Annotated in this window: 19 protein-coding genes; 9 read left to right on the forward strand and 10 right to left on the reverse strand. The window is 72.0% G+C overall.

Features of this window, described 5'->3' with window-relative positions; genetic code table 11:
- Positions 1–17 precede the first annotated feature (17 nt).
- Positions 18–761 (reverse strand): SigE family RNA polymerase sigma factor, encoded by a 744-nt coding sequence (locus ACZ42X_RS25535; RefSeq protein WP_468294490.1) that lies wholly within the window; start codon positions 759–761, stop codon positions 18–20.
- A 170-nt stretch (positions 762–931) separates the two neighbouring features.
- Between ACZ42X_RS25535 and afsQ1 the strand changes: the two genes are divergently transcribed.
- The 5 genes from afsQ1 to ACZ42X_RS25560 all read left to right on the forward strand — a co-directional run bounded on the left by afsQ1 (position 932) and on the right by ACZ42X_RS25560 (position 4,675).
- Positions 932–1,609: a two-component system response regulator AfsQ1 gene (afsQ1, locus tag ACZ42X_RS25540; RefSeq protein ID WP_361420847.1), complete on the forward strand. Its 678-nt coding sequence runs from the start codon at positions 932–934 to the stop codon at positions 1,607–1,609.
- A gap of 32 nt (positions 1,610–1,641) precedes the next feature.
- On the forward strand, positions 1,642–3,120 hold the full coding sequence (locus ACZ42X_RS25545; RefSeq protein WP_468295180.1) for an ATP-binding protein: 1,479 nt from the start codon (positions 1,642–1,644) through the stop codon (positions 3,118–3,120).
- Positions 3,107–3,763 (forward strand): hypothetical protein, encoded by a 657-nt coding sequence (locus ACZ42X_RS25550; RefSeq protein WP_468294493.1) that lies wholly within the window; start codon positions 3,107–3,109, stop codon positions 3,761–3,763. Before ACZ42X_RS25545 ends, ACZ42X_RS25550 begins: the two co-directional genes overlap by 14 nt.
- A gap of 79 nt (positions 3,764–3,842) precedes the next feature.
- Positions 3,843–4,397, forward strand: coding sequence for a VanZ family protein (locus ACZ42X_RS25555; protein ID WP_468294495.1), 555 nt, complete (start codon positions 3,843–3,845; stop codon positions 4,395–4,397).
- 77 nt (positions 4,398–4,474) lie between these two features.
- The gene (locus ACZ42X_RS25560) at positions 4,475–4,675 is read left to right on the forward strand and encodes a PspC domain-containing protein (protein WP_361420856.1); all 201 of its coding nucleotides are present in this window, start codon (positions 4,475–4,477) and stop codon (positions 4,673–4,675) included.
- A gap of 77 nt (positions 4,676–4,752) precedes the next feature.
- On the opposite strand, the gene ACZ42X_RS25565 is transcribed toward ACZ42X_RS25560, so the two are convergent.
- Both ACZ42X_RS25565 and ACZ42X_RS25570 read right to left on the reverse strand, forming a co-directional pair.
- Complete coding sequence (locus ACZ42X_RS25565) at positions 4,753–5,067, reverse strand: hypothetical protein (protein WP_468294498.1); 315 nt, start codon at positions 5,065–5,067, stop codon at positions 4,753–4,755.
- Positions 5,068–5,205: 138 nt separating this feature from the next.
- Positions 5,206–6,351, reverse strand: a complete 1,146-nt coding sequence (locus tag ACZ42X_RS25570) for an adenosine deaminase (RefSeq protein WP_468294501.1) — start codon at positions 6,349–6,351, stop codon at positions 5,206–5,208.
- A 110-nt stretch (positions 6,352–6,461) separates the two neighbouring features.
- Between ACZ42X_RS25570 and ACZ42X_RS25575 the strand changes: the two genes are divergently transcribed.
- Positions 6,462–7,235: an alpha/beta fold hydrolase gene (locus ACZ42X_RS25575; RefSeq protein ID WP_468294504.1), complete on the forward strand. Its 774-nt coding sequence runs from the start codon at positions 6,462–6,464 to the stop codon at positions 7,233–7,235.
- Between the two features lie 57 nt (positions 7,236–7,292).
- Here the strand turns inward: ACZ42X_RS25575 and ACZ42X_RS25580 are convergent, their stop codons facing one another.
- Positions 7,293–8,252 (reverse strand): LysR family transcriptional regulator, encoded by a 960-nt coding sequence (locus tag ACZ42X_RS25580; protein WP_361420867.1) that lies wholly within the window; start codon positions 8,250–8,252, stop codon positions 7,293–7,295.
- Positions 8,253–8,314: 62 nt separating this feature from the next.
- Here ACZ42X_RS25580 and ACZ42X_RS25585 point away from each other — a divergent pair, with 62 nt between their 5' ends.
- The 3 genes from ACZ42X_RS25585 to ACZ42X_RS25595 all read left to right on the forward strand — a co-directional run bounded on the left by ACZ42X_RS25585 (position 8,315) and on the right by ACZ42X_RS25595 (position 11,376).
- The gene (locus ACZ42X_RS25585) at positions 8,315–9,604 is read left to right on the forward strand and encodes an MFS transporter (protein ID WP_468294507.1); all 1,290 of its coding nucleotides are present in this window, start codon (positions 8,315–8,317) and stop codon (positions 9,602–9,604) included.
- Between the two features lie 87 nt (positions 9,605–9,691).
- Positions 9,692–10,342: a L,D-transpeptidase family protein gene (locus ACZ42X_RS25590; protein ID WP_468295182.1), complete on the forward strand. Its 651-nt coding sequence runs from the start codon at positions 9,692–9,694 to the stop codon at positions 10,340–10,342.
- Positions 10,343–10,410: 68 nt separating this feature from the next.
- Complete coding sequence (locus tag ACZ42X_RS25595) at positions 10,411–11,376, forward strand: sigma-70 family RNA polymerase sigma factor (protein WP_468294510.1); 966 nt, start codon at positions 10,411–10,413, stop codon at positions 11,374–11,376.
- Here the strand turns inward: ACZ42X_RS25595 and ACZ42X_RS25600 are convergent.
- The 6 genes from ACZ42X_RS25600 to ACZ42X_RS25625 all read right to left on the reverse strand — a co-directional run bounded on the left by ACZ42X_RS25600 (position 11,309) and on the right by ACZ42X_RS25625 (position 17,463).
- Entirely contained in the window at positions 11,309–11,656 is a 348-nt protein-coding gene (locus ACZ42X_RS25600) for an STAS domain-containing protein (protein ID WP_468294513.1), read from the reverse strand. The two genes, ACZ42X_RS25595 and ACZ42X_RS25600, sit on opposite strands and share 68 nt — an antisense overlap.
- Positions 11,657–11,749: 93 nt before the next feature.
- On the reverse strand, positions 11,750–13,027 hold the full coding sequence (locus ACZ42X_RS25605; RefSeq protein WP_468294516.1) for a thymidine phosphorylase: 1,278 nt from the start codon (positions 13,025–13,027) through the stop codon (positions 11,750–11,752).
- A gap of 80 nt (positions 13,028–13,107) precedes the next feature.
- On the reverse strand, positions 13,108–13,500 hold the full coding sequence (locus ACZ42X_RS25610) for a cytidine deaminase (RefSeq protein WP_468294519.1): 393 nt from the start codon (positions 13,498–13,500) through the stop codon (positions 13,108–13,110).
- Entirely contained in the window at positions 13,497–14,768 is a 1,272-nt protein-coding gene (locus tag ACZ42X_RS25615; protein ID WP_468294522.1) for an ABC transporter permease, read from the reverse strand. Before ACZ42X_RS25615 ends, ACZ42X_RS25610 begins: the two co-directional genes overlap by 4 nt.
- Entirely contained in the window at positions 14,765–15,874 is a 1,110-nt protein-coding gene (locus tag ACZ42X_RS25620; RefSeq protein WP_468294525.1) for an ABC transporter permease, read from the reverse strand. The genes ACZ42X_RS25615 and ACZ42X_RS25620 overlap by 4 nt, the downstream gene beginning before the upstream one ends.
- Positions 15,871–17,463 carry an ABC transporter ATP-binding protein gene (locus ACZ42X_RS25625; RefSeq protein WP_468295185.1) on the reverse strand — a complete coding sequence of 531 codons (1,593 nt, stop codon included), beginning with the start codon at positions 17,461–17,463 and terminating at the stop codon, positions 15,871–15,873. The genes ACZ42X_RS25620 and ACZ42X_RS25625 overlap by 4 nt, the downstream gene beginning before the upstream one ends.
- Positions 17,464–17,572 lie beyond the last annotated feature (109 nt).

The raw sequence follows: 17,572 nt of genomic DNA on the forward strand, positions 1-17,572 counted from the left end.
GCGGGCCCCCCGTTCCCTCAGGCCACGAGCTGGCCGAAGGACTCCTCCTGGTCACGGCCGAAGCCGAGGACGTCGTCCTCGCGCAGCCGGCGCAGGGAGCGCCAGATGCTCGACTTGACCGTGCCGACGCTGATGTCGAGGATCTCCGCGATCTCCGGGTCCGTACGGCCCTCGTAGTAGCGCAGGACCAGCATGGTGCGCTGCAGTTCGGGCAGCCGGGCCAGCGCCTGCCAGAGCACCGCGCGCAGTTCGGTGCCGCGCATCGCGTCGCTGTCGCCGGCGGACTCGGGCAGCTCCTCCGTCGGGTACTCGTCGATCTTCCGCCGCCGCCAGGCGCTGATGTGCAGGTTCGTCATGGTGCGGCGCAGGTAGCCGCCGACCGCCGCCTTGTCGGTGATGCGGTCCCAGGCGCGGTACGTCGAGAACAGCGCGCTCTGCAGCAGGTCCTCGGCCTCGAAACGGTCACCGGTGAGGTGGTAGGCCGTGGCGTACAGGGAGGCGCGGCGTTCGCGTACGTAGGCGGAGAACGCCGCTTCGGCATCCGCGGCCTCCGTACGGCTCGGCCGCTCCCCCGTGGCCTCCCTGTACGACCCTCCCCCGTCAGGCACGGCCGCCATGTACGGCGACTTGTGCTGACGTCCGGCGCCGCGAACGCACCCCCGCCCGTTCACGGCACCGGACTTCTCGGTGCTCCGCGTGACGTCGTGGAGACGCGTGACAACTGCGTTCGAGGTGGTGCCGGTGCTGAGCACTGCGTTCATCTCACGCCCCCCGTCGGTTGGAGTCTGTTTCGGTCCGGTGCGAAAAAGCTTGCCCGGGCGACTTCATAGCGGTGTCCGCCGACTGTCACAGACCTGTCACAGCGGCCGGGGGCCGGCCGCGGGGCGACGGGCGGTCGAACTGCCCCTCCACCATGGGACAGAATGACGGCGTGCCTTTCCTGTTGCTGATCGAGGACGACGACGCCATCCGCACGGCCCTCGAACTCTCGCTGTCACGCCAGGGCCACAAAGTGGCCACCGCGGCGACGGGCGAGGACGGCCTGAAACTGCTGCGCGAGCAGCGGCCGGACCTGATCGTGCTGGATGTGATGCTGCCCGGCATCGACGGCTTCGAGGTGTGCCGGCGCATCCGGCGCACCGACCAGCTGCCGATCATCCTGCTGACGGCGCGCAGCGACGACATCGACGTCGTGGTGGGTCTGGAGTCCGGTGCGGACGACTACGTCGTCAAGCCGGTGCAGGGCCGGGTACTGGACGCCCGTATCCGGGCGGTGCTGCGGCGCGGTGAGCGCGAGTCGACGGACTCGGCGACGTTCGGGTCGCTGGTGATCGACCGGTCGGCGATGACCGTGACGAAGAACGGCGAGGACCTCCAGCTCACCCCGACCGAGCTGCGGCTGCTGCTGGAGCTGAGCCGCCGGCCGGGCCAGGCGCTGTCGCGCCAGCAGCTGCTGCGGCTGGTGTGGGAGCACGACTACCTGGGCGACTCGCGGCTGGTGGACGCGTGCGTGCAGCGGCTGCGGGCGAAGGTCGAGGACGTGCCGTCGTCGCCGACCCTGATCCGCACGGTGCGGGGTGTGGGCTACCGGCTGGACGTACCTTCGTGAGACCTCTTCGCTGGACGAGCCTGCGGCTGCGCATGGTGGTCGTCTTCGCGCTCGTCGCGCTGACCGCCGCCGTGTCCGCGTCCGGCATCGCGTACTGGCTGAACCGCGAGGCCGTGCTGACGCGGACGCAGAACTCGGCGTTGAACGACTTCCGCCAGGAGATGCAGAACCGGGCCGCCTCGCTGCCGCTGCGGCCCACCGAGGAGGAGCTGCGGCGCACCGCCGAGGAGATGTCGTCCAACGGAGTCGGGTACGGCGTGGTGCTGCTGGCCGAGCGGGACGCGGGCAAGCCGATCGTCGGGGTCTCCGACCCGGACCGGTTCACGCTGGACGACGTACCGCAGGCGCTGCGGGCGGCGGTGGACGAGCGGCACGAGGTCAACGACGGCAATCCGTACGCGTACCACCTGTTCTGGCAGCGCACGACGCGCGGCCAGACGCCCTACCTGGTGGGCGGTACGCGGATCGTGGGCGGCGGAGCGACCGGGTACATGTTCAAGTCGCTGGATCCGGAGCGGCAGGACCTCAACTCGCTGGCCTGGTCGCTGGGCATAGCCACGCTGCTGGCGCTGCTGGGTTCCGCGCTGCTCGCGCAGGCGGCGGCCACGACCGTGCTGAAGCCGGTGCACCGGCTCGGGGAGGCGGCGCGGCGGCTCGGCGAGGGCAAGCTGGACACACGGCTGCGGGTGTCGGGCACGGACGAACTGGCGGAGCTGTCGCGGACGTTCAACGCGGCCGCCGAAAGCCTCCAGAAGAAGGTCGCGGACATGAGCGCGCGGGAGGAGTCGAGCCGCCGCTTCGTCGCCGACATGTCGCACGAGCTGCGGACGCCGATGACCGCGCTGACCGCCGTGACCGAGGTCCTGGAAGAGGAGCAGGACGGCCTCGACCCGATGATCGCGCCGGCCGTGGCCCTGGTGGTCAGCGAGACGCGGCGGCTCAACACGCTGGTCGAGAACCTGATGGAGGTCACCCGCTTCGACGCCGGTACGGCCCGGCTCGTGCTGGACGACGTGGACGTGGCCGACCAGGTCACCGCCTGCATCGACACGCGCGCGTGGCTGGACGCGGTCGAGCTGGACGCCGAGCGCGGCCTCATGGCGCGGCTCGACCCGCGCCGCCTGGACGTGATCCTCGCGAACCTCATCGGCAACGCCCTCAAGCACGGCGGTTCGCCGGTGCGGGTGGCGGTGCGGACGGAGGGCGACGACCTCCTCATCGAGGTGCGCGACCACGGCCCCGGCATCCCCGAGGACGTGCTGCCGCACGTCTTCGACCGGTTCTACAAGGCGAGCGCCTCCCGGCCGCGCTCCGAGGGCAGCGGCCTCGGCCTGTCGATCGCGATGGAGAACGCGCTGATCCACGGCGGTGACATCACGGCGGCGAACTCTCCCGACGGCGACGGCGCGGTGTTCGTGCTGCGGCTGCCGCGCGACGCGTCGCGGACCCCCCTCGGCGAGGACGAACAGCAGAAGGGCGGCGGACATGGCGGCGGGCATGAGGACGCGTAAGCGGTGGCGGCGGGGCGCGGGCGTGCTCGCGGGTGCCGCCGCGGTCGCCGCCCTCGCCGCCGGCTGCGGGATCCGGCCGACGGTCCCGGTCGACGCGGGTGCCGCGCCCTCGCGGATGCCGTGCACCCTCTCCGAATCCGACTCCGACTCCGGCTCCGGCTCCGGCTCCGACGCGGCCGGGGCCGAGGGGCGGCAGGGCCTGCCGGTGACGGTGTACCTGGTGTGCGCGTCCGGTCTGGAGCCGGTGCGGCGCACGGCCGACGAGGCGCCCGTCGTGAAGGGCCGCGACAGCCGCGTGGCGGTGGCCGGTGCGCTGCTGGCCCAGCTGTCGGCCGAGCCGTCGGCGAGCGAGCGGCAGGCGGGTTTCGTCACGTACGTACAGCCGCCGCTGAGCGTCTCGGCGGGCCGGGAGGGTGATCCGGCGCGGGCGCTGCGGCTGAGCCGGCAGCCCGACGACCTGCCGCCGGCGGCGCTGTCGCAGCTGGTGTGCACGTACGCGGAGAACGCCGCGACCACCGCCGGGGGCGACACGGTCGTCCTGGGCGGGCCCGGGGACCGTCCGGCGCGGCGGTACGCGTGTACGGAGGCGGTCAAGGAGCGTCCGGAGTCGGTGGAGCCGACGGCGGAGGCGTCCGCGTCCTGACGCGGCTGCTCGGACGGCTGCCCGGGTACGGCTGGACGTGAGCGGAACCGATCCTGCCGGTGGGCGCGTCTTGGGGGGCGTGCAGCGTCAAGGTTCGGGCGGCAGTGCCGCCATCCGGTTCCGCATCGGCTTCCGCGCGGTGGGGTTCGTCCTGCTTCTCGCGCACCTGGTGCTGGTGGGATGGCTGACGCTCCGGCCACTGGACGTGATGTGGGTGAACGCCGACAACCTCGAGCCGTTCGCGGGCATCAAGGCGGACCTGGCGCTCGGAGCCGCCGAGGCCGCGCGCCGGATCGGCGAGGGCCTGCTGCTCCTCGCCCCGCTCGGTGTGCTGCTGCCGATGGCGGGCGGCCGGCTGGACGTCTCGCCGTGGGCCTCGCTGGCCCGTACGGTCGCGGCCGGCGCGCTGATGTCGCTGGCCATCGAGCTGCTGCAGACCGTGGTGCCGGGGCGGGTGGTGGACGTGGACGCACTGCTGCTGAACACCGTGGGGGTGGCGCTGGCGCACCTGGCCGTGGTGCCGGCCGCGCGGGCGCGGCTGCGGCGGGGGGCGCGCCGGGGGCGTCCGGTCCGCCGGGAGGAGACCTCTCAGGGTGCGACCCCGACGATTCCCAGGGTCGGGATCGCCCCGTAGTCCGACGCTTTGACCCGCTTGGGCGGGTGAGTATGGAGGCAAGGACGATGACTCACCCCGTCACCAAGGAGCCCACCATGGCCGCACTTGTCCGCCCCAGCCAAGGCCGCATGATCGGCGGAGTGTGCGCTGCGCTGGCCCGGCGCTTCGGCACCTCCGCGACGACGATGCGGGTGATCTTCCTCGTGTCGTGCCTGCTGCCCGGCCCGCAGTTCCTGCTGTACCTGGCCCTGTGGATACTGCTGCCGTCGGAGAAGGCCGCCAAGCCGGCCTGGTGATCCGTCGGCTTACGCGAACGGGGCGCGCGACCATGAGGTCGCGCGCCCCGTTCGTCGTACGGGACCGGTCTCCGGACTCAGAGACCGGCGGCCGGCAGGCTGCCGCCGACGGGCAGGCCGCCGAGGAGGCCGGTCACCACGGCCGGGTCGACGGGCAGGCCCTGGATGGCGCCGGTGAGGCCCTGAGCGGTGCCCACCGTCTCCATGGCCTGGCCGGGGAGCTGCTCGATGGCGGCACCCGCGAGCGGCATGGCCATCGGCAGCACCTTGTTCGTGGCCTCAAGGCCGGCGGAGGTGGGGCTGACGACCGCGGACGCGTTTCCGGCGGCGGTCGCGGCGAAAGCGGCACCGAGAGCGGCGACACCGAGGGTCTTGGCGGCGGAGTGCTTCATCGAAAATCGTCCTCGGGGGAATTCGGGGGAAGATGAGCGGCTCTGCAAGCTAGTCAGCCGACGGCGATCTCCGCAAACACCGGAAACGGCCGGGTCGTGCACGCCCCGACCGTTTCCGGTCACCGTCCGCGAGGTGGTTCAGGAGGCGGAACCGCTGGTCGCAGCGGTTTGCGTGAACAGCCATTCGGACTTGAGCTCGGCGTAACCGGGCTTGATCACATCGTTGATCATGGCCAGGCGTTCGTCGAAAGGAATGAATGCTGATTTCATCGCATTGACTGTGAACCACTGCATGTCATCGAGCGTGTAGCCGAACGTCTCGACCAGCCGCTCGAATTCCCGGCTCATGCTCGTGCCGGACATGAGGCGGTTGTCCGTATTGACGGTCACCCGGAAATGCAGCCGGCGCAGCAGGCCGATCGGGTGCTCGGCGTACGAGGCGGCGGCGCCGGTCTGGAGGTTGGACGTCGGGCACATCTCCAGCGGGATGCGCTTGTCGCGCACGTACGCGGCGAGCCGCCCGAGCACGACGGTGCCGTCGTCGGCGACCTCGATGTCGTCGATGATCCGCACCCCGTGGCCGAGGCGGTCGGCGCCGCACCACTGGAGCGCCTGCCAGATGGACGGCAGGCCGAACGCCTCGCCCGCGTGGATGGTGAAGTGGTTGTTCTCACGCTTGAGGTATTCGAAGGCGTCGAGGTGGCGGGTGGGCGGGAAGCCCGCCTCGGCGCCCGCGATGTCGAAGCCGACGACGCCGCGATCGCGGTAGCGGTTGGCCAGCTCGGCGATCTCCAGGGCCCGGGCGGCGTGCCGCATGGCGGTCAGCAGGGCGCCGACGCGGATGCGGTGCCCGGCCGCCCGGGCACGCTGCTCGCCGAGGCGGAAGCCCTCGTTGACGGCTTCGACGACCTGCTCCAGGGTCAGGCCCTGTTCCAGGTGCTGCTCGGGCGCGTACCGCACCTCGGCGTAGACGACGCCGTCCGCGGCGAGGTCCTCGGCGCACTCGGCGGCGACGCGGACGAGGGCCTCGCGGGTCTGCATGACGGCGCAGGTGTGCGCGAAGGTCTCCAGGTAGCGCTCCAGGGAGCCGGAGTCGGCGGCTTCGCGGAACCAGACGCCGAGCCTGTCGGCGTCGGTCTCGGGAAGCGCGCCGTACCCGGCGTCCCGGGCCAGTTCGACGACGGTGCCGGGCCGCAGTCCGCCGTCGAGGTGGTCGTGGAGCAGCACCTTGGGCGCGCGGCGGATCTGGTCGGTGGTCGGGAGGTTGGGGATGGAGCTCGTCATTTTCGAACTCTAGCCCCTACGCGCGTAGAAGGAGGGTTGTTCGGCGTCGATACGCAACAGTGACCGCCCGTACGGATGGAGTACATCTCGACTTCTGAGACTGTTCTGCCATGGCGAACCACGCACTCGTAGGAACGAGCGGCGCGCGTGCTCCTCGGTTGGGCCGGCCCGTCGGGGCCGGGGTGCCGGCGGTGGGGGGTGTGGTGCTGCTCCTGCCGGACGGCGCGCCCGCGTCCGGGCGCGGGCCCTCGGCGCTGGCGCGCGCGGCGTGTCTGCCGCTGGCGCGGCGGCTGGCGCGCGAGGGCCGGGCGGAGGGGCTCGTGGCGCATGTGGTGCGCTACCGGGGCCGCGGGTGGAACGGCGCCGACGCGCTGCTCGCGGCGGACGCCGCGTGGGCGGCCTCGGAGGTGGTGCGGCGGTACGGCGACGTGCCGGTCTGTCTGGCCGGCCACGGCATGGGCGGCCGGGCGGCGCTGCGCGCGGCGGGGCACACGGCCGTCAACTCCGTGCTGGCGCTGGCGCCGTGGCTGCCGGAGCAGGACGTGGCGGCCAGCCCCGAACCGGTGAAGCAGCTCGCGGGACGGCACGTGATGATCGTGCACGGCACGAACGACGCGCGCACGGACCCCGAGTCGTCCTACCGCCTCGCCGACCGCGCGAAGAAGGTCAACCGCGACACCTGCCGCTTCGAGGTCCACTCGGACGGCCACGCCCTGCGCGAGCACCGCGGTGAAGTCCTCGCCCTGGCGGCCGACTTCGTCCTGGGTGCGCTGTTCTCGCGCCCGTACGCGCGCCCCGTCGCCGACGCGCTGGCGGCCCCGCCGCCGCTGGGGCTGCGGATGCCGCTGGCGTCGGGGTTCGGGCGGGCGCTGATGCGGCGGTAGGGGCCTTCGGGGCGCCGCTCCACCGGGCTGCCCGGGTCGCCGGCCGCGCGCGCCCGCTCACGCCGATTCGTCGATCAGGCGGCCCCGCCGGGACAGCAGGAAGCGCTTGAAGGCCGCCACCGGCGGGGTGTCCGGGTGGCCGTCGAGCCAGGCGACGCCGATCTCGCGGGCCGCGCGCGGGGCCGTCACCGTCAGTTCGACGACGCCGGGGCGCGGGACCGCCGGGGGCGGCAGGAGGGCGACGCCGAGGCCGGCCGCGACCAGGCCGCGCAGGGTCTCGGCCTCCTCGCCCTCGAAGGCGACGCGCGGCGAGAACCCCGCTTCGGCGCAGAGCGCGTCGGTGATGCGGCGCAGGCCGTAGCCGGGCTCCAGGGTGACGAAGGTTTCGTCGGCGGCCTCGGCGAGCCGGACCCGCTTGCGGCCGGCGAGGCGGTGGTCGTCGGGGACGACGAGCCGCAGCCGCTGCTCGTCGAGGCGCCGGGTGACCAGGTCCGGGGCGTCGGGGACGGGGGAGGTCAGGCACAGGTCCAACTCCCCGGAGCGCAGCCGCTCGATCATGGCCTCGCCGTAGTTCTGGACGAGGGTGAACCGCACCTTGGGGTGGTCCACGCGGAAGGCGCGGATCAGCTCGGGTACGGTCTCCGAGCCCATGGTGTGCAGGAATCCGAAGGCGACCCGCCCGGCGGCGGGGTCCGCGTCGGCGCGTACGGTGTCGGCGGCGCGCTCCACCTCGGCCAGCGCGCGCTCGGCGGAGGCGAGGAAGGTGCGCCCGGCGGGGGTCAGCGAGACGGTGCGGCCCTTGCGCGCGAACAGCGTCACGCCCAGGTCCTCTTCGAGGCGGACCACGGCCCGCGACAACGTCGACTGCGGGACGCCGAGTTCGTGCGCGGCGCGCGTCACGTGCTCGTGGCGGGCGACCGCCGCGAAGTACGCGAGGCGCGGCGCGAGCAGCAGCCCCATGTCTTCTTCGTTACTGTTCGGTGACAGCCACTCCCGTGAGCTGTGTTGATGCGCCATGGGAACGATTAAAGCCGTTCCATGCATTGGACGCATGAAACAGGTGTGCCTACCGTCGTCGTATGCCTTCCGCCAGTACCAAGGCGGCCGCCACCGACGCGGTCGCCGACACTCGCCTTGCCCCCGGCCGCCCCGGCTACCGCCGGATGAGCTTCGCGCTCTTCGCCGCCGGAGTCGCCGCCTTCGCCCTCCTCTACTCGACCCAGGCCCTGCTCCCCGCCGTCTCCGCCGACTTCGGCGTGAGCGCCTCGGCGGCCAGCTGGACCGTCTCCGCCGCGACCGGCGCGCTCGCGCTGTGCGTGCTGCCGCTGAGCGCCCTGTCGGAGCGCTTCGGGCGCCGGACCCTGATGACCGCCTCCCTCGCGGTCGCGGTCGCCGTCGGCCTCCTCGTACCGTTCGCGCCGGACCTCTCCTGGCTGGTGGCGCTGCGCGCCGTCCAGGGCGCCGCGCTCGCGGGCCTGCCCGCGTCGGCGATGGCGTACCTGGCGGAGGAGGTGCGGCCCAAGGCGCTGGTCGCCGCGATCGGCCTGTTCGTGGCGGGCAACTCCATCGGCGGCATGAGCGGCCGGATCGTCACCGGCTGGGCGGCCCAGCTCTGGGGCTGGCGCGCCGCGCTGGCCGCGGTCGGCGTGATGGCGCTGGTGTGCGCGGTGGTGTTCCGGCTGATGCTGCCGAAGGCGCGCCACTTCGCGCCGGGGTCGCTGCGCCCGCGCGCGCTGGCGAAGGCCGTGCGCGTCCACCTGGCGGACCCGCTGCTGATGCGCCTGTACGCGATCGGCGCCCTGTTCATGACGGTCTTCGGCGCCGTCTACACGGTGATCGGCTACCGGCTGGTCGAGTCGCCGTTCTCGCTCCCGCAGGGCGTGATCGGCTCCATCTTCCTCATCTACCTGGTGGGTACGGTGTCGTCGGCCGCGGCCGGCAAGCTGGTGGGACGGCTCGGGCGGCGCGGCGCGCTGTACCTGGCGGTGACCACCACCGCGGCGGGCCTGCTGCTCTCCCTGTCGGACGCGCTGGCCGCCGTCCTGGCCGGCCTGGTCCTCATCACGGCGGGCTTCTTCGCGGGCCACGCGGTCGCCTCGTCCTCCGTGAGCCGTACGGCGAAGACGGGCCGCGCGCAGGCGTCGGCGCTCTACCAGTCGGCGTACTACCTGGGCAGCAGCGCGGGCGGCACGCTCGGCGCGGTCGCCTTCCACGCGGGCGGCTGGGCGGGCACGGTCCTGCTGGGGCTCGTCGCCGTCCTCGGCGTCGTGTCCGTCACCCTGTACGGCACGCACAGCGCGCGCGTACAGGAGCGTGAATCGCGGCGTACGTACAACCGCGCGGCTTCCCGGAGCGTCCTAAGGGCATAACAACCGCACCGAACCGGATGGGGGTTGGTGTACGTGGGTGGGAAGCGCATACGCAGAGGGGTGGGGGTCACCCTCGGACTCACGGGGCTGGTCGTGCCGTTGACGGTCGCACTGGCCGCCGCTCCCGCGCAGGCGGCGGCGTCCTGTACGACGCAGACGGGGCCGTACCAGAAGCAGGTGGAGAAGTTCCTCGGGCGGCCGGTGGACGGCAGGCAGTCGCCGGCCGACTGCAAGGCCATCCAGTCGTTCCAGAAGGCGCACGGGATAACGCCGTCGGCGGGGTACGCCGGACCCCTGACGTGGCAGACCATGAACACGATGCTGGCGCAGCGGGCGGCCGGCAAGACGCCCAACAAGGCGGGCGCGTGCCCGACGAACAAGGGCCGGATCGCGTGCGTGGACCTCACGCGGCAGCTGAGCTGGATCCAGGACGGCGCGAAGCTGACGTACGGTCCGGTGCCGGTGCGCACGGGGCGGGACGGCGCGGAGACCCGGACCGGCGCCAAGCGGGTCTACCACCGCGCCATCAAGCACTGGTCGACGATCTACAAGGTGTGGATGCCGTACGCGCAGTTCTTCGACGGCGGGCAGGCCTTCCACTCGGTCGAGAAGTCCATGCACAACCCGCCGGGTTCGGGCGGCTGCGTCAACCTGCGGCCGGCGGACGCGAAGGCGTACTGGAACCTGCTGCGCAACGGGGACGACGTGTTCGTCTACGGGCGGAAGCCGGGAACCTGACCCCGGGTGTCAGTGGCCTCCTGTAGCTTCCGTGAGTGAGGCAGGGAAGCGCGACAGGGGTGGACATCATGGGCGATGTGGCCGTGCAGGACCGGCTGGAGGAGTACCGGACCGAGCTGACCGGGTACTGCTACCGCATGCTGGGGTCGGCCTTCGAGGCCGAGGACGCGGTGCAGGACACGATGGTCCGGGCGTGGCGCTCCATCGACTCGTTCGAGGGGCGCTCGTCCCTGCGGTCGTGGCTGTACCGCATCGCGACGAACGTGTGCCTGGACGCGCTGAACGCCGGGAACCGCCGGGCCCGGCCGATGGACCTGACGGCCCCGACGCCGGTGGCGCAGGCGCAGCTCAACGCCCGTCCGGAGCTCATCTGGCTGGAGCCGGTGCCGGACGGGCGGGTGCTGCCGTCGGTGGCGGACCCGGCGGAGACGGCCGTGTCGCGCGAGACCGTGCGGCTGGCGTTCGTGGCCGCGCTGCAGCACCTGCCGCCCAAGCAGCGGGCGGTGCTGATCCTGCGCGAGGTGCTGGCGTGGAAGGCGAGCGAGGTGGCGGAGCTCCTCGGTACGTCGGTCGCGTCGGTCAACAGCGCGCTGCAGCGGGCGCGGGCGACGCTGGCGGAGTCGCCCCCGGCCGACACGGACGTGGCCGATCCGCTCGACGAGGAGCAGAAGCAGCTCCTCGAGCGCTACGTCGCGGCCTTCGAGGGGTACGACATGGAGGCCCTGACCGCCCTCCTCCACGAGGACGCGACGCTCTCCATGCCGCCCTACGACCTGTGGCTGCGGGGCCACGACGACATCGTGGGCTGGATGCTCGGCGTCGGCGAGGTCTGCCGCGGCTCGCGTCTGGTGCCGGTCGTGGCGAACGGCACGCCGGCGTTCGCGCACTACCACCCGGACCCGGAGGGCGGTTTCAGCCCGTGGGCGCTCATGGTCATCGAGATCGTGGACGGGAAGGTCTCGGGCATCACGTCGTTCCTGGACGTGAAGCGCTGGTTCCCGTTGTTCGACCTCCCGGACCGCCTGGAGGCGTGAGGAGCGCCTCCAGCCCGACGAGCCCGAGCAGCGCCCGCAGCCCGGGCGCCGCTCCCCGGACGGTCAGGGGGTGGCCGAGCCGCTGCGCGGTGAGCCGCAGCCGCGCGAGTGCCTCGACGGCGTCGAGGCCGGGCCGGATGACCCCGCCGACGTCGCAGTCGACGGGCACCCCGGCCCCCGCGCCGTCGAGCAGCTCGGCCAGCTCGGCGCAGAGCCGGGGCGCGTCGTCGGAACCGATGGGCCCGGTGAGGCGGAAGACGAGCGGCTCGGTGGTGTCCACATGGGGGGAGACCCGTTCCGGGCCGCGAACTCATCGGTGGCATGCCGAACGGGACCGATGGAGGTCCATCGGTCCCGTTCAGCCGTCCGCGTGTCAGGCGATGCGCTCCAGCACCACCGGGCTCGGCTCGTACGCCGTGCCCTCGGCCGCGATGTCGTACGTGCCGGCCAGGGACTGCAGGGCGTAGTCGAACTTCTCCGGTGTGTCCGTGTGGAGGGTCAGCAGGGGCTGGCCCGCCGTGACGGTGTCGCCCGGCTTGGCGTGCAGCTCGATGCCCGCGCCCGCCTGGACCGGGTCCTCCTTGCGGGCGCGGCCCGCGCCGAGGCGCCAGGCGGCGACGCCGACGCCGTACGCGTCGAGGCGGGTGAGGACGCCCGAGGCGGGGGCCGTGACGACGTGCTGTTCGCGGGCGACCGGGAGCGGGGCGTCCGGGTCGCCGCCCTGGGTGGCGATCATGCGGCGCCAGACGTCCATCGCGGAGCCGTCCGCGAGGGCCTTCGCCGGGTCGGCGTCCTTGAGGCCGGCGGCGTCGAGCATCTCGCGGGCGAGCGCGAGGGTGAGCTCGACGACGTCGGCGGGGCCGCCGCCCGCGAGGACCTCGACGGACTCGCGGACCTCCAGGGCGTTGCCCGCCGTCAGGCCGAGCGGCGTCGCCATGTCGGTGAGGAGGGCGACCGTCTTCACACCGTGGTCGGTGCCCAGGCCCACCATGGTGGAGGCCAGTTCGCGGGCGTCGTCGATGTTCTTCATGAAGGCGCCGGAGCCGACCTTGACGTCCAGGACCAGCGAGCCGGTGCCCTCGGCGATCTTCTTGGACATGATCGAGGAGGCGATCAGCGGGATCGCCTCGACCGTGCCGGTGACGTCGCGCAGCGCGTACAGCTTCTTGTCGGCGGGGGCGAGCCCGTCGCCGGCCGCGCAGATGACCGCGCCCGTGGTGTCGAGGACGTGGAGCATCTCCTCGTTGGAGAGCAGCGCCCGCCAGCCGGGGATGGACTCCAGCTTGTCGAGCGTGCCGCCGGTGTGGCCGAGGCCCCGGCCGGAGAGCTGCGGCACGGCCGCGCCGCACGCGGCGACCAGCGGGGCGAGCGGCAGCGTGATCTTGTCGCCGACGCCGCCCGTCGAGTGCTTGTCGGCGGTCGGGCGGGAGAGGGACGAGAAGTCCATGCGCTCGCCGCTGGCGATCATCGCGGCGGTCCAGCGGGCGATCTCCGTACGGTTCATGCCGTTGAGCAGGATCGCCATCGCCAGCGCCGACATCTGCTCGTCCGCGACGACGCCGCGCGTGTACGCGTCGATGACCCAGTCGATCTGCTCGGGGCTCAGCTCGCCCCCGTCCCGCTTGGTGCGGATGACGGAAATCGCGTCCATGGGGTGGGTGTTTCCTTCCAGTGGCTTCTGCGGGGCGTCGTGTCGATCAGGCCGGCCCGGCCTGACCGGCGAGACGCCCCCTAGGCGAGGTGCTGGGGGCCGAAGGCCTGGGGGAGCATCTCGGCGAGGGTGAGGACCCCGGCGGGGGTGTCCAGCAGCAGCTCGTCGCCGCCGAACTCGTACAGCAGCTGACGGCACCGGCCGCACGGCACCAGCACCTCGCCGCGGCCGTCCACGCACACGAAGTGCGTGAGCCGGCCGCCGCCCGTGGCCTGGAGCTGGGAGACCAGACCGCACTCGGCGCACAGGCCGATGCCGTACGAGGCGTTCTCCACGTTGCAGCCGGTGACCGTGCGGCCGTCGTCCGCGAGGGCGGCCGCGCCGACCGCGTACCCCGAGTAGGGGGCGTACGCGTGCGCCATGGCCTCCCTCGCGGCGTCGCGCAGGGGCTCCCAGAGGTCGTCGGCCGTCACTTGCCCTGGCCCCTCTTGTACGGCATGCCGTCCGCCTTCGGCATGCGCAGCCGCTGCGCGGACAGGGCCAGCACCAGCAGGGTGGTGACGTAGGGCGCGGCGTCCACGAACTGGCTGGGCAGCTTGTCGGTGCCCGCGTACCAGACGAACAGCAGCGCGGCGACGACGGCCGAGATGGCGGCGGAGACGTACTTCTTCTTGTACAGCTGCCAGATGACGAGCGCGACGAGCAGGATCGCCAGCAGCAGGAGCATCGCGTGCACGTTCTCGGCGCCGCCGCGCAGCTTGAGGCTGTCGGTGAAGCCGAAGAGTCCGGCGCCGAGCGCGAGGCCGCCGGGCATCCAGTTGCCGAAGATCATCGCGGCGAGGCCGATGTAGCCGCGGCCGCCGGTCTGACCCTCCTGGTAGATGCCGGTGGAGACGATGGCGAGGAAGGCGCCGCCGAGGCCCGCGAGGGCGCCGGAGACGATCACGGCGATGTACTTGTACTTGTAGACGTTGACGCCGAGGGACTCGGCGGCCACCGGGTTCTCACCGCAGGAGCGCAGCCGCAGGCCGAAGCCGGTGCGCCACAGGATCCACCAGGAGGCGGGGACGAGCAGCAGCGCGACGACGGTGAGCAGCGACAGGTTGGTGACCAGACCGCCGAGCAGGCCCGCGAGGTCGGAGACGAAGAACCAGTGCTTGGCCTGGAGGTCGGCCAGCCCGTCCGACAGCCCGGGGATGGTGATGTCGGTGACGCGGTCGATGCGCGGGGACTGCTTGGATGAGCCGCCCGGGGTCTCGGCGAAGGTGAAGTTCGACAGGTAGCGGGTGGCGCCGGTGGCCAGGATGGTGATGGCCACACCGGAGACGATGTGGTTGACGTTGAAGGTGACCGTCATGACCGCGTGCAGGACGCCGCCGAGCGCGCCGCCCAGGATGCCGAGGGCGACACCGGTCCACGGGCCCCACTGGTAGCCGGCCCAGGCGCCGAACCAGGTACCCATGATCATCATGCCTTCGAGGCCGATGTTGACCACGCCGGCCCGCTCGGACCACAGGCCGCCGAGGCCCGCCAGACCGATGGGGACGGCCAGCTGGAGGGCGCCGGAGATCTGGCCCACGGAGGTGAGGTCGTCGGCACCGCTGATGACGCGGACCAGCGAGAACAGCGCGAGGCCGCCCGCGATGATCAGCAGGATGACGGGAAGGGACAGCTTGCGGCGTCCGCCGCCCTTCTTGGGCGCCGCGGCAGCGGCCGTGACAGTGCTCGTGGACTCGCTCATGCTGCCACGTCCTCCTTCTTCAGTCGGGCCTGGGCGGCGAGCTCCTCGCCCACCTTCTGCTGCTGTCGGCGCAGGCCGTACTGCCGGACCAGCTCGTACGCGACGACGACCGAGATCACGATCAGGCCCTGCATGATCATGGCGATCTCCTTCTCGAAGCCGTACTGGTCGAGGGAGGCCGACGCCTTGTCGAGGAAGGCGATGAGCAGTGCGGCGAAGAAGATGCCGACGGGGCTGTTGCGGCCCAGCAGCGCGATCGTGATGCCCGTGAAGCCGACACCGACCGGGAAGCTCAGGCTGTACGTGTGGGTCTGGCCGAGCAGCATCGGCATGCCGGCCAGGCCGGCGACCGCGCCGGAGATCAGCATGGCGGTGAGGACCATCCGCTTGGCGTCGACACCGCTCGCCTGGGCGGCGGAACCGCTCGCGCCGGTGGCGCGCAGGTCGAAGCCGAAGCGGGTGCGGCTGAGGACGAACCAGTAGACGACACCCAGCGCGAAGGCGACGAAGGTGAAGCCGTAGATGGTGCCGCCGTCCACGTCGAGGCCCGGCATCCAGCCGGACTCGGCGATCTCACCGGTGGTGAGGTCGTTGGAGCCGGGCGGCTGCACGCCGAGGTTGGCGGGCAGGATCATCCAGGCGATCAGGCTGGTGGCGATGGCGTTCAGCATGATCGTGGAGACGACCTCGCTGACGCCGCGGGTGGTCTTCAGGATGCCCGCGATACCGGCCCACATCGCGCCGACGAGCATCGCGACGAGGACGATCAGCAGGATGTGGAGCGGGCCGGGCAGCTCGACCGCCGCACCGACGACCGCCGCCAGCATCACCGCGAGGCGGTACTGGCCGTCGACACCGATGTTGAACAGGTTCATCCGGAAGCCGATGGCGACCGCCAGCGCGGCGAGGTAGTACGTGCCGGTCTGGTTGAGGATCAGGACCTGGATGTCGGTGAACTCCAGGCTCTGGAACATGATCCGGTACGGCTCGATCGGGTCACGGTCCGAGACCAGCAGCACCACGGAGGTGAGCAGGAAGGCCACGACCAGCGCGAGCGCCGGGCCGGCCAGGCCCAGGATCAGCCGGTCCTTCTGGAACTTCTTCATCGGCCCTCACCGTTCGGGGTCTCGTCGTGGTGCTCCAGGTGGCCGGTCGCGGCGCCGGTCATGGCCGAGCCCAGCTCCTCCGGGGTGATCGTGGCGGGGTCGGCGTCCGCGACCAGCCGGCCGCGGTACATCACCCGCAGGGTGTCGGAGAGCCCGATGAGCTCGTCCAGGTCGGCGGAGATCAGCAGCACCGCCAGGCCCTCGCGGCGCGCCGCGCGGATCTGGTCCCAGATCTGCGCCTGGGCGCCGACGTCCACACCGCGGGTGGGGTGGGCGGCGATGAGGAACTTGGGGTTGTGGCTCATCTCGCGGCCGACGATCAGCTTCTGCTGGTTGCCGCCGGAGAGGGAGGCCGCGGTGACCTCGATGCCGGGGGTGCGGACGTCGTACTCGCGCACGATCCGCTCGGTGTCCTTGCGGGCGGCCTTGAGGTCGAGGATGCCGCGCTTGCTGTTGGGCTCCTCGGTGACGTGGCCGAGGATGCGGTTCTCCCAGAGCGGGGACTCCAGCAGCAGGCCGTGGCGGTGGCGGTCCTCGGGGATGTACCCGATGCCGCCCTCCCGGCGCTTGCGGGTCGGCGCGTGGGAGATGTCGGTGCCGTCGAGCGTGATGACGCCGCCGTCGGGGTCGCGCAGGCCGATCAGGGCCTCGATGAGCTCGGTCTGGCCGTTGCCCTCGACGCCGGCGATGCCCATGACCTCGCCCTTGTGGATGGTGAAGTCGATGCCCGCCAGGACCTCGCGGACGATGCCGTCCGGGTCCGTCTCCGCCAGCCGCAGATCCTGCACGCGCAGCATCGGCACGTCCGTGACCGTCGACTCGCGGGTCTCCGGCGACGGCAGCTCGGCGCCGACCATCAGCTCGGCGAGCTGCTTGGTGGTGGCGGTGCGCGGGTCGGCCGTGCCCACCGTCGTACCGCGCCGGATGACGGTGATGTCGTCGGCGACGGAGAGCACCTCGCCCAGCTTGTGCGAGATGAAGATGACGGTGAGGCCCTCCGCCTTGAGCTCCCGCAGGTTGGCGAAGAGCGCGTCGACCTCCTGCGGGACGAGCACGGCGGTCGGCTCGTCGAGGATGAGGGTGCGGGCGCCGCGGTAGAGGACCTTCAGGATCTCCACGCGCTGGCGGTCGGCGACGCCCAGCTGCTCGACGAGCACGTCCGGGCGGATGTTCAGCCCGTACGCCTCCGAGATCTCCATGATCTTCTTACGGGCCTTGCCCCCGATGCCGTACAGCTTCTCGCTGCCGAGGACGACGTTCTCCAGCACCGTGAGGTTGTCGGCCAGCATGAAGTGCTGGTGGACCATGCCGATGCCGATGGCGATGGCGTCGGCGGGGCTGGAGAAGGAGACCCGCTTGCCGTCGATGGTGATGGTGCCCTCGTCCGGCTTCTGCATGCCGTAGAGGATCTTCATCAGGGTCGACTTGCCGGCCCCGTTCTCACCGATCAGGGCGTGGACGGTGCCCTTGCGGATGGTGATGTCGATGTCGTGGTTGGCCACGACGCCGGGGAAGCGCTTGGTGATGCCGCGCAGCTCTACGGCGGCGGCCGACGCAGCCGGCGGCGATGACGGACTGGACGCGTTGATGACGCACTCTCCTTGGCGGGAAAGGAGCGGAGGGCAGGGGGGATGGCCTTCGAAGCTATCGCGACACGCGGGGCTCTACGCGCGTAGCGATCCCGAATGGAAAAAACCG

It is taken from the genome of Streptomyces sp. NPDC030862 (genome assembly GCF_055571835.1).

What these genes read in the sequence shown, in the direction of transcription:
- ACZ42X_RS25535 (WP_468294490.1), bottom strand. Translation starts at nt 761, where the DNA reads ATGAACGCAGTGCTCAGCACCGGCACCACCTCGAACGCAGTTGTCACG.
- ACZ42X_RS25545 (WP_468295180.1), top strand. Translation starts at nt 1,642, where the DNA reads ATGGTGGTCGTCTTCGCGCTCGTCGCGCTGACCGCCGCCGTGTCCGCG.
- ACZ42X_RS25550 (WP_468294493.1), top strand. Translation starts at nt 3,107, where the DNA reads ATGAGGACGCGTAAGCGGTGGCGGCGGGGCGCGGGCGTGCTCGCGGGT.
- ACZ42X_RS25560 (WP_361420856.1), top strand. Translation starts at nt 4,475, where the DNA reads ATGGCCGCACTTGTCCGCCCCAGCCAAGGCCGCATGATCGGCGGAGTG.
- ACZ42X_RS25565 (WP_468294498.1), bottom strand. Translation starts at nt 5,067, where the DNA reads ATGAAGCACTCCGCCGCCAAGACCCTCGGTGTCGCCGCTCTCGGTGCC.
- ACZ42X_RS25570 (WP_468294501.1), bottom strand. Translation starts at nt 6,351, where the DNA reads ATGACGAGCTCCATCCCCAACCTCCCGACCACCGACCAGATCCGCCGC.
- ACZ42X_RS25575 (WP_468294504.1), top strand. Translation starts at nt 6,462, where the DNA reads ATGGCGAACCACGCACTCGTAGGAACGAGCGGCGCGCGTGCTCCTCGG.
- ACZ42X_RS25580 (WP_361420867.1), bottom strand. Translation starts at nt 8,252, where the DNA reads ATGGCGCATCAACACAGCTCACGGGAGTGGCTGTCACCGAACAGTAAC.
- ACZ42X_RS25585 (WP_468294507.1), top strand. Translation starts at nt 8,315, where the DNA reads ATGCCTTCCGCCAGTACCAAGGCGGCCGCCACCGACGCGGTCGCCGAC.
- ACZ42X_RS25595 (WP_468294510.1), top strand. Translation starts at nt 10,411, where the DNA reads ATGGGCGATGTGGCCGTGCAGGACCGGCTGGAGGAGTACCGGACCGAG.
- ACZ42X_RS25605 (WP_468294516.1), bottom strand. Translation starts at nt 13,027, where the DNA reads ATGGACGCGATTTCCGTCATCCGCACCAAGCGGGACGGGGGCGAGCTG.
- ACZ42X_RS25615 (WP_468294522.1), bottom strand. Translation starts at nt 14,768, where the DNA reads ATGAGCGAGTCCACGAGCACTGTCACGGCCGCTGCCGCGGCGCCCAAG.
- ACZ42X_RS25620 (WP_468294525.1), bottom strand. Translation starts at nt 15,874, where the DNA reads ATGAAGAAGTTCCAGAAGGACCGGCTGATCCTGGGCCTGGCCGGCCCG.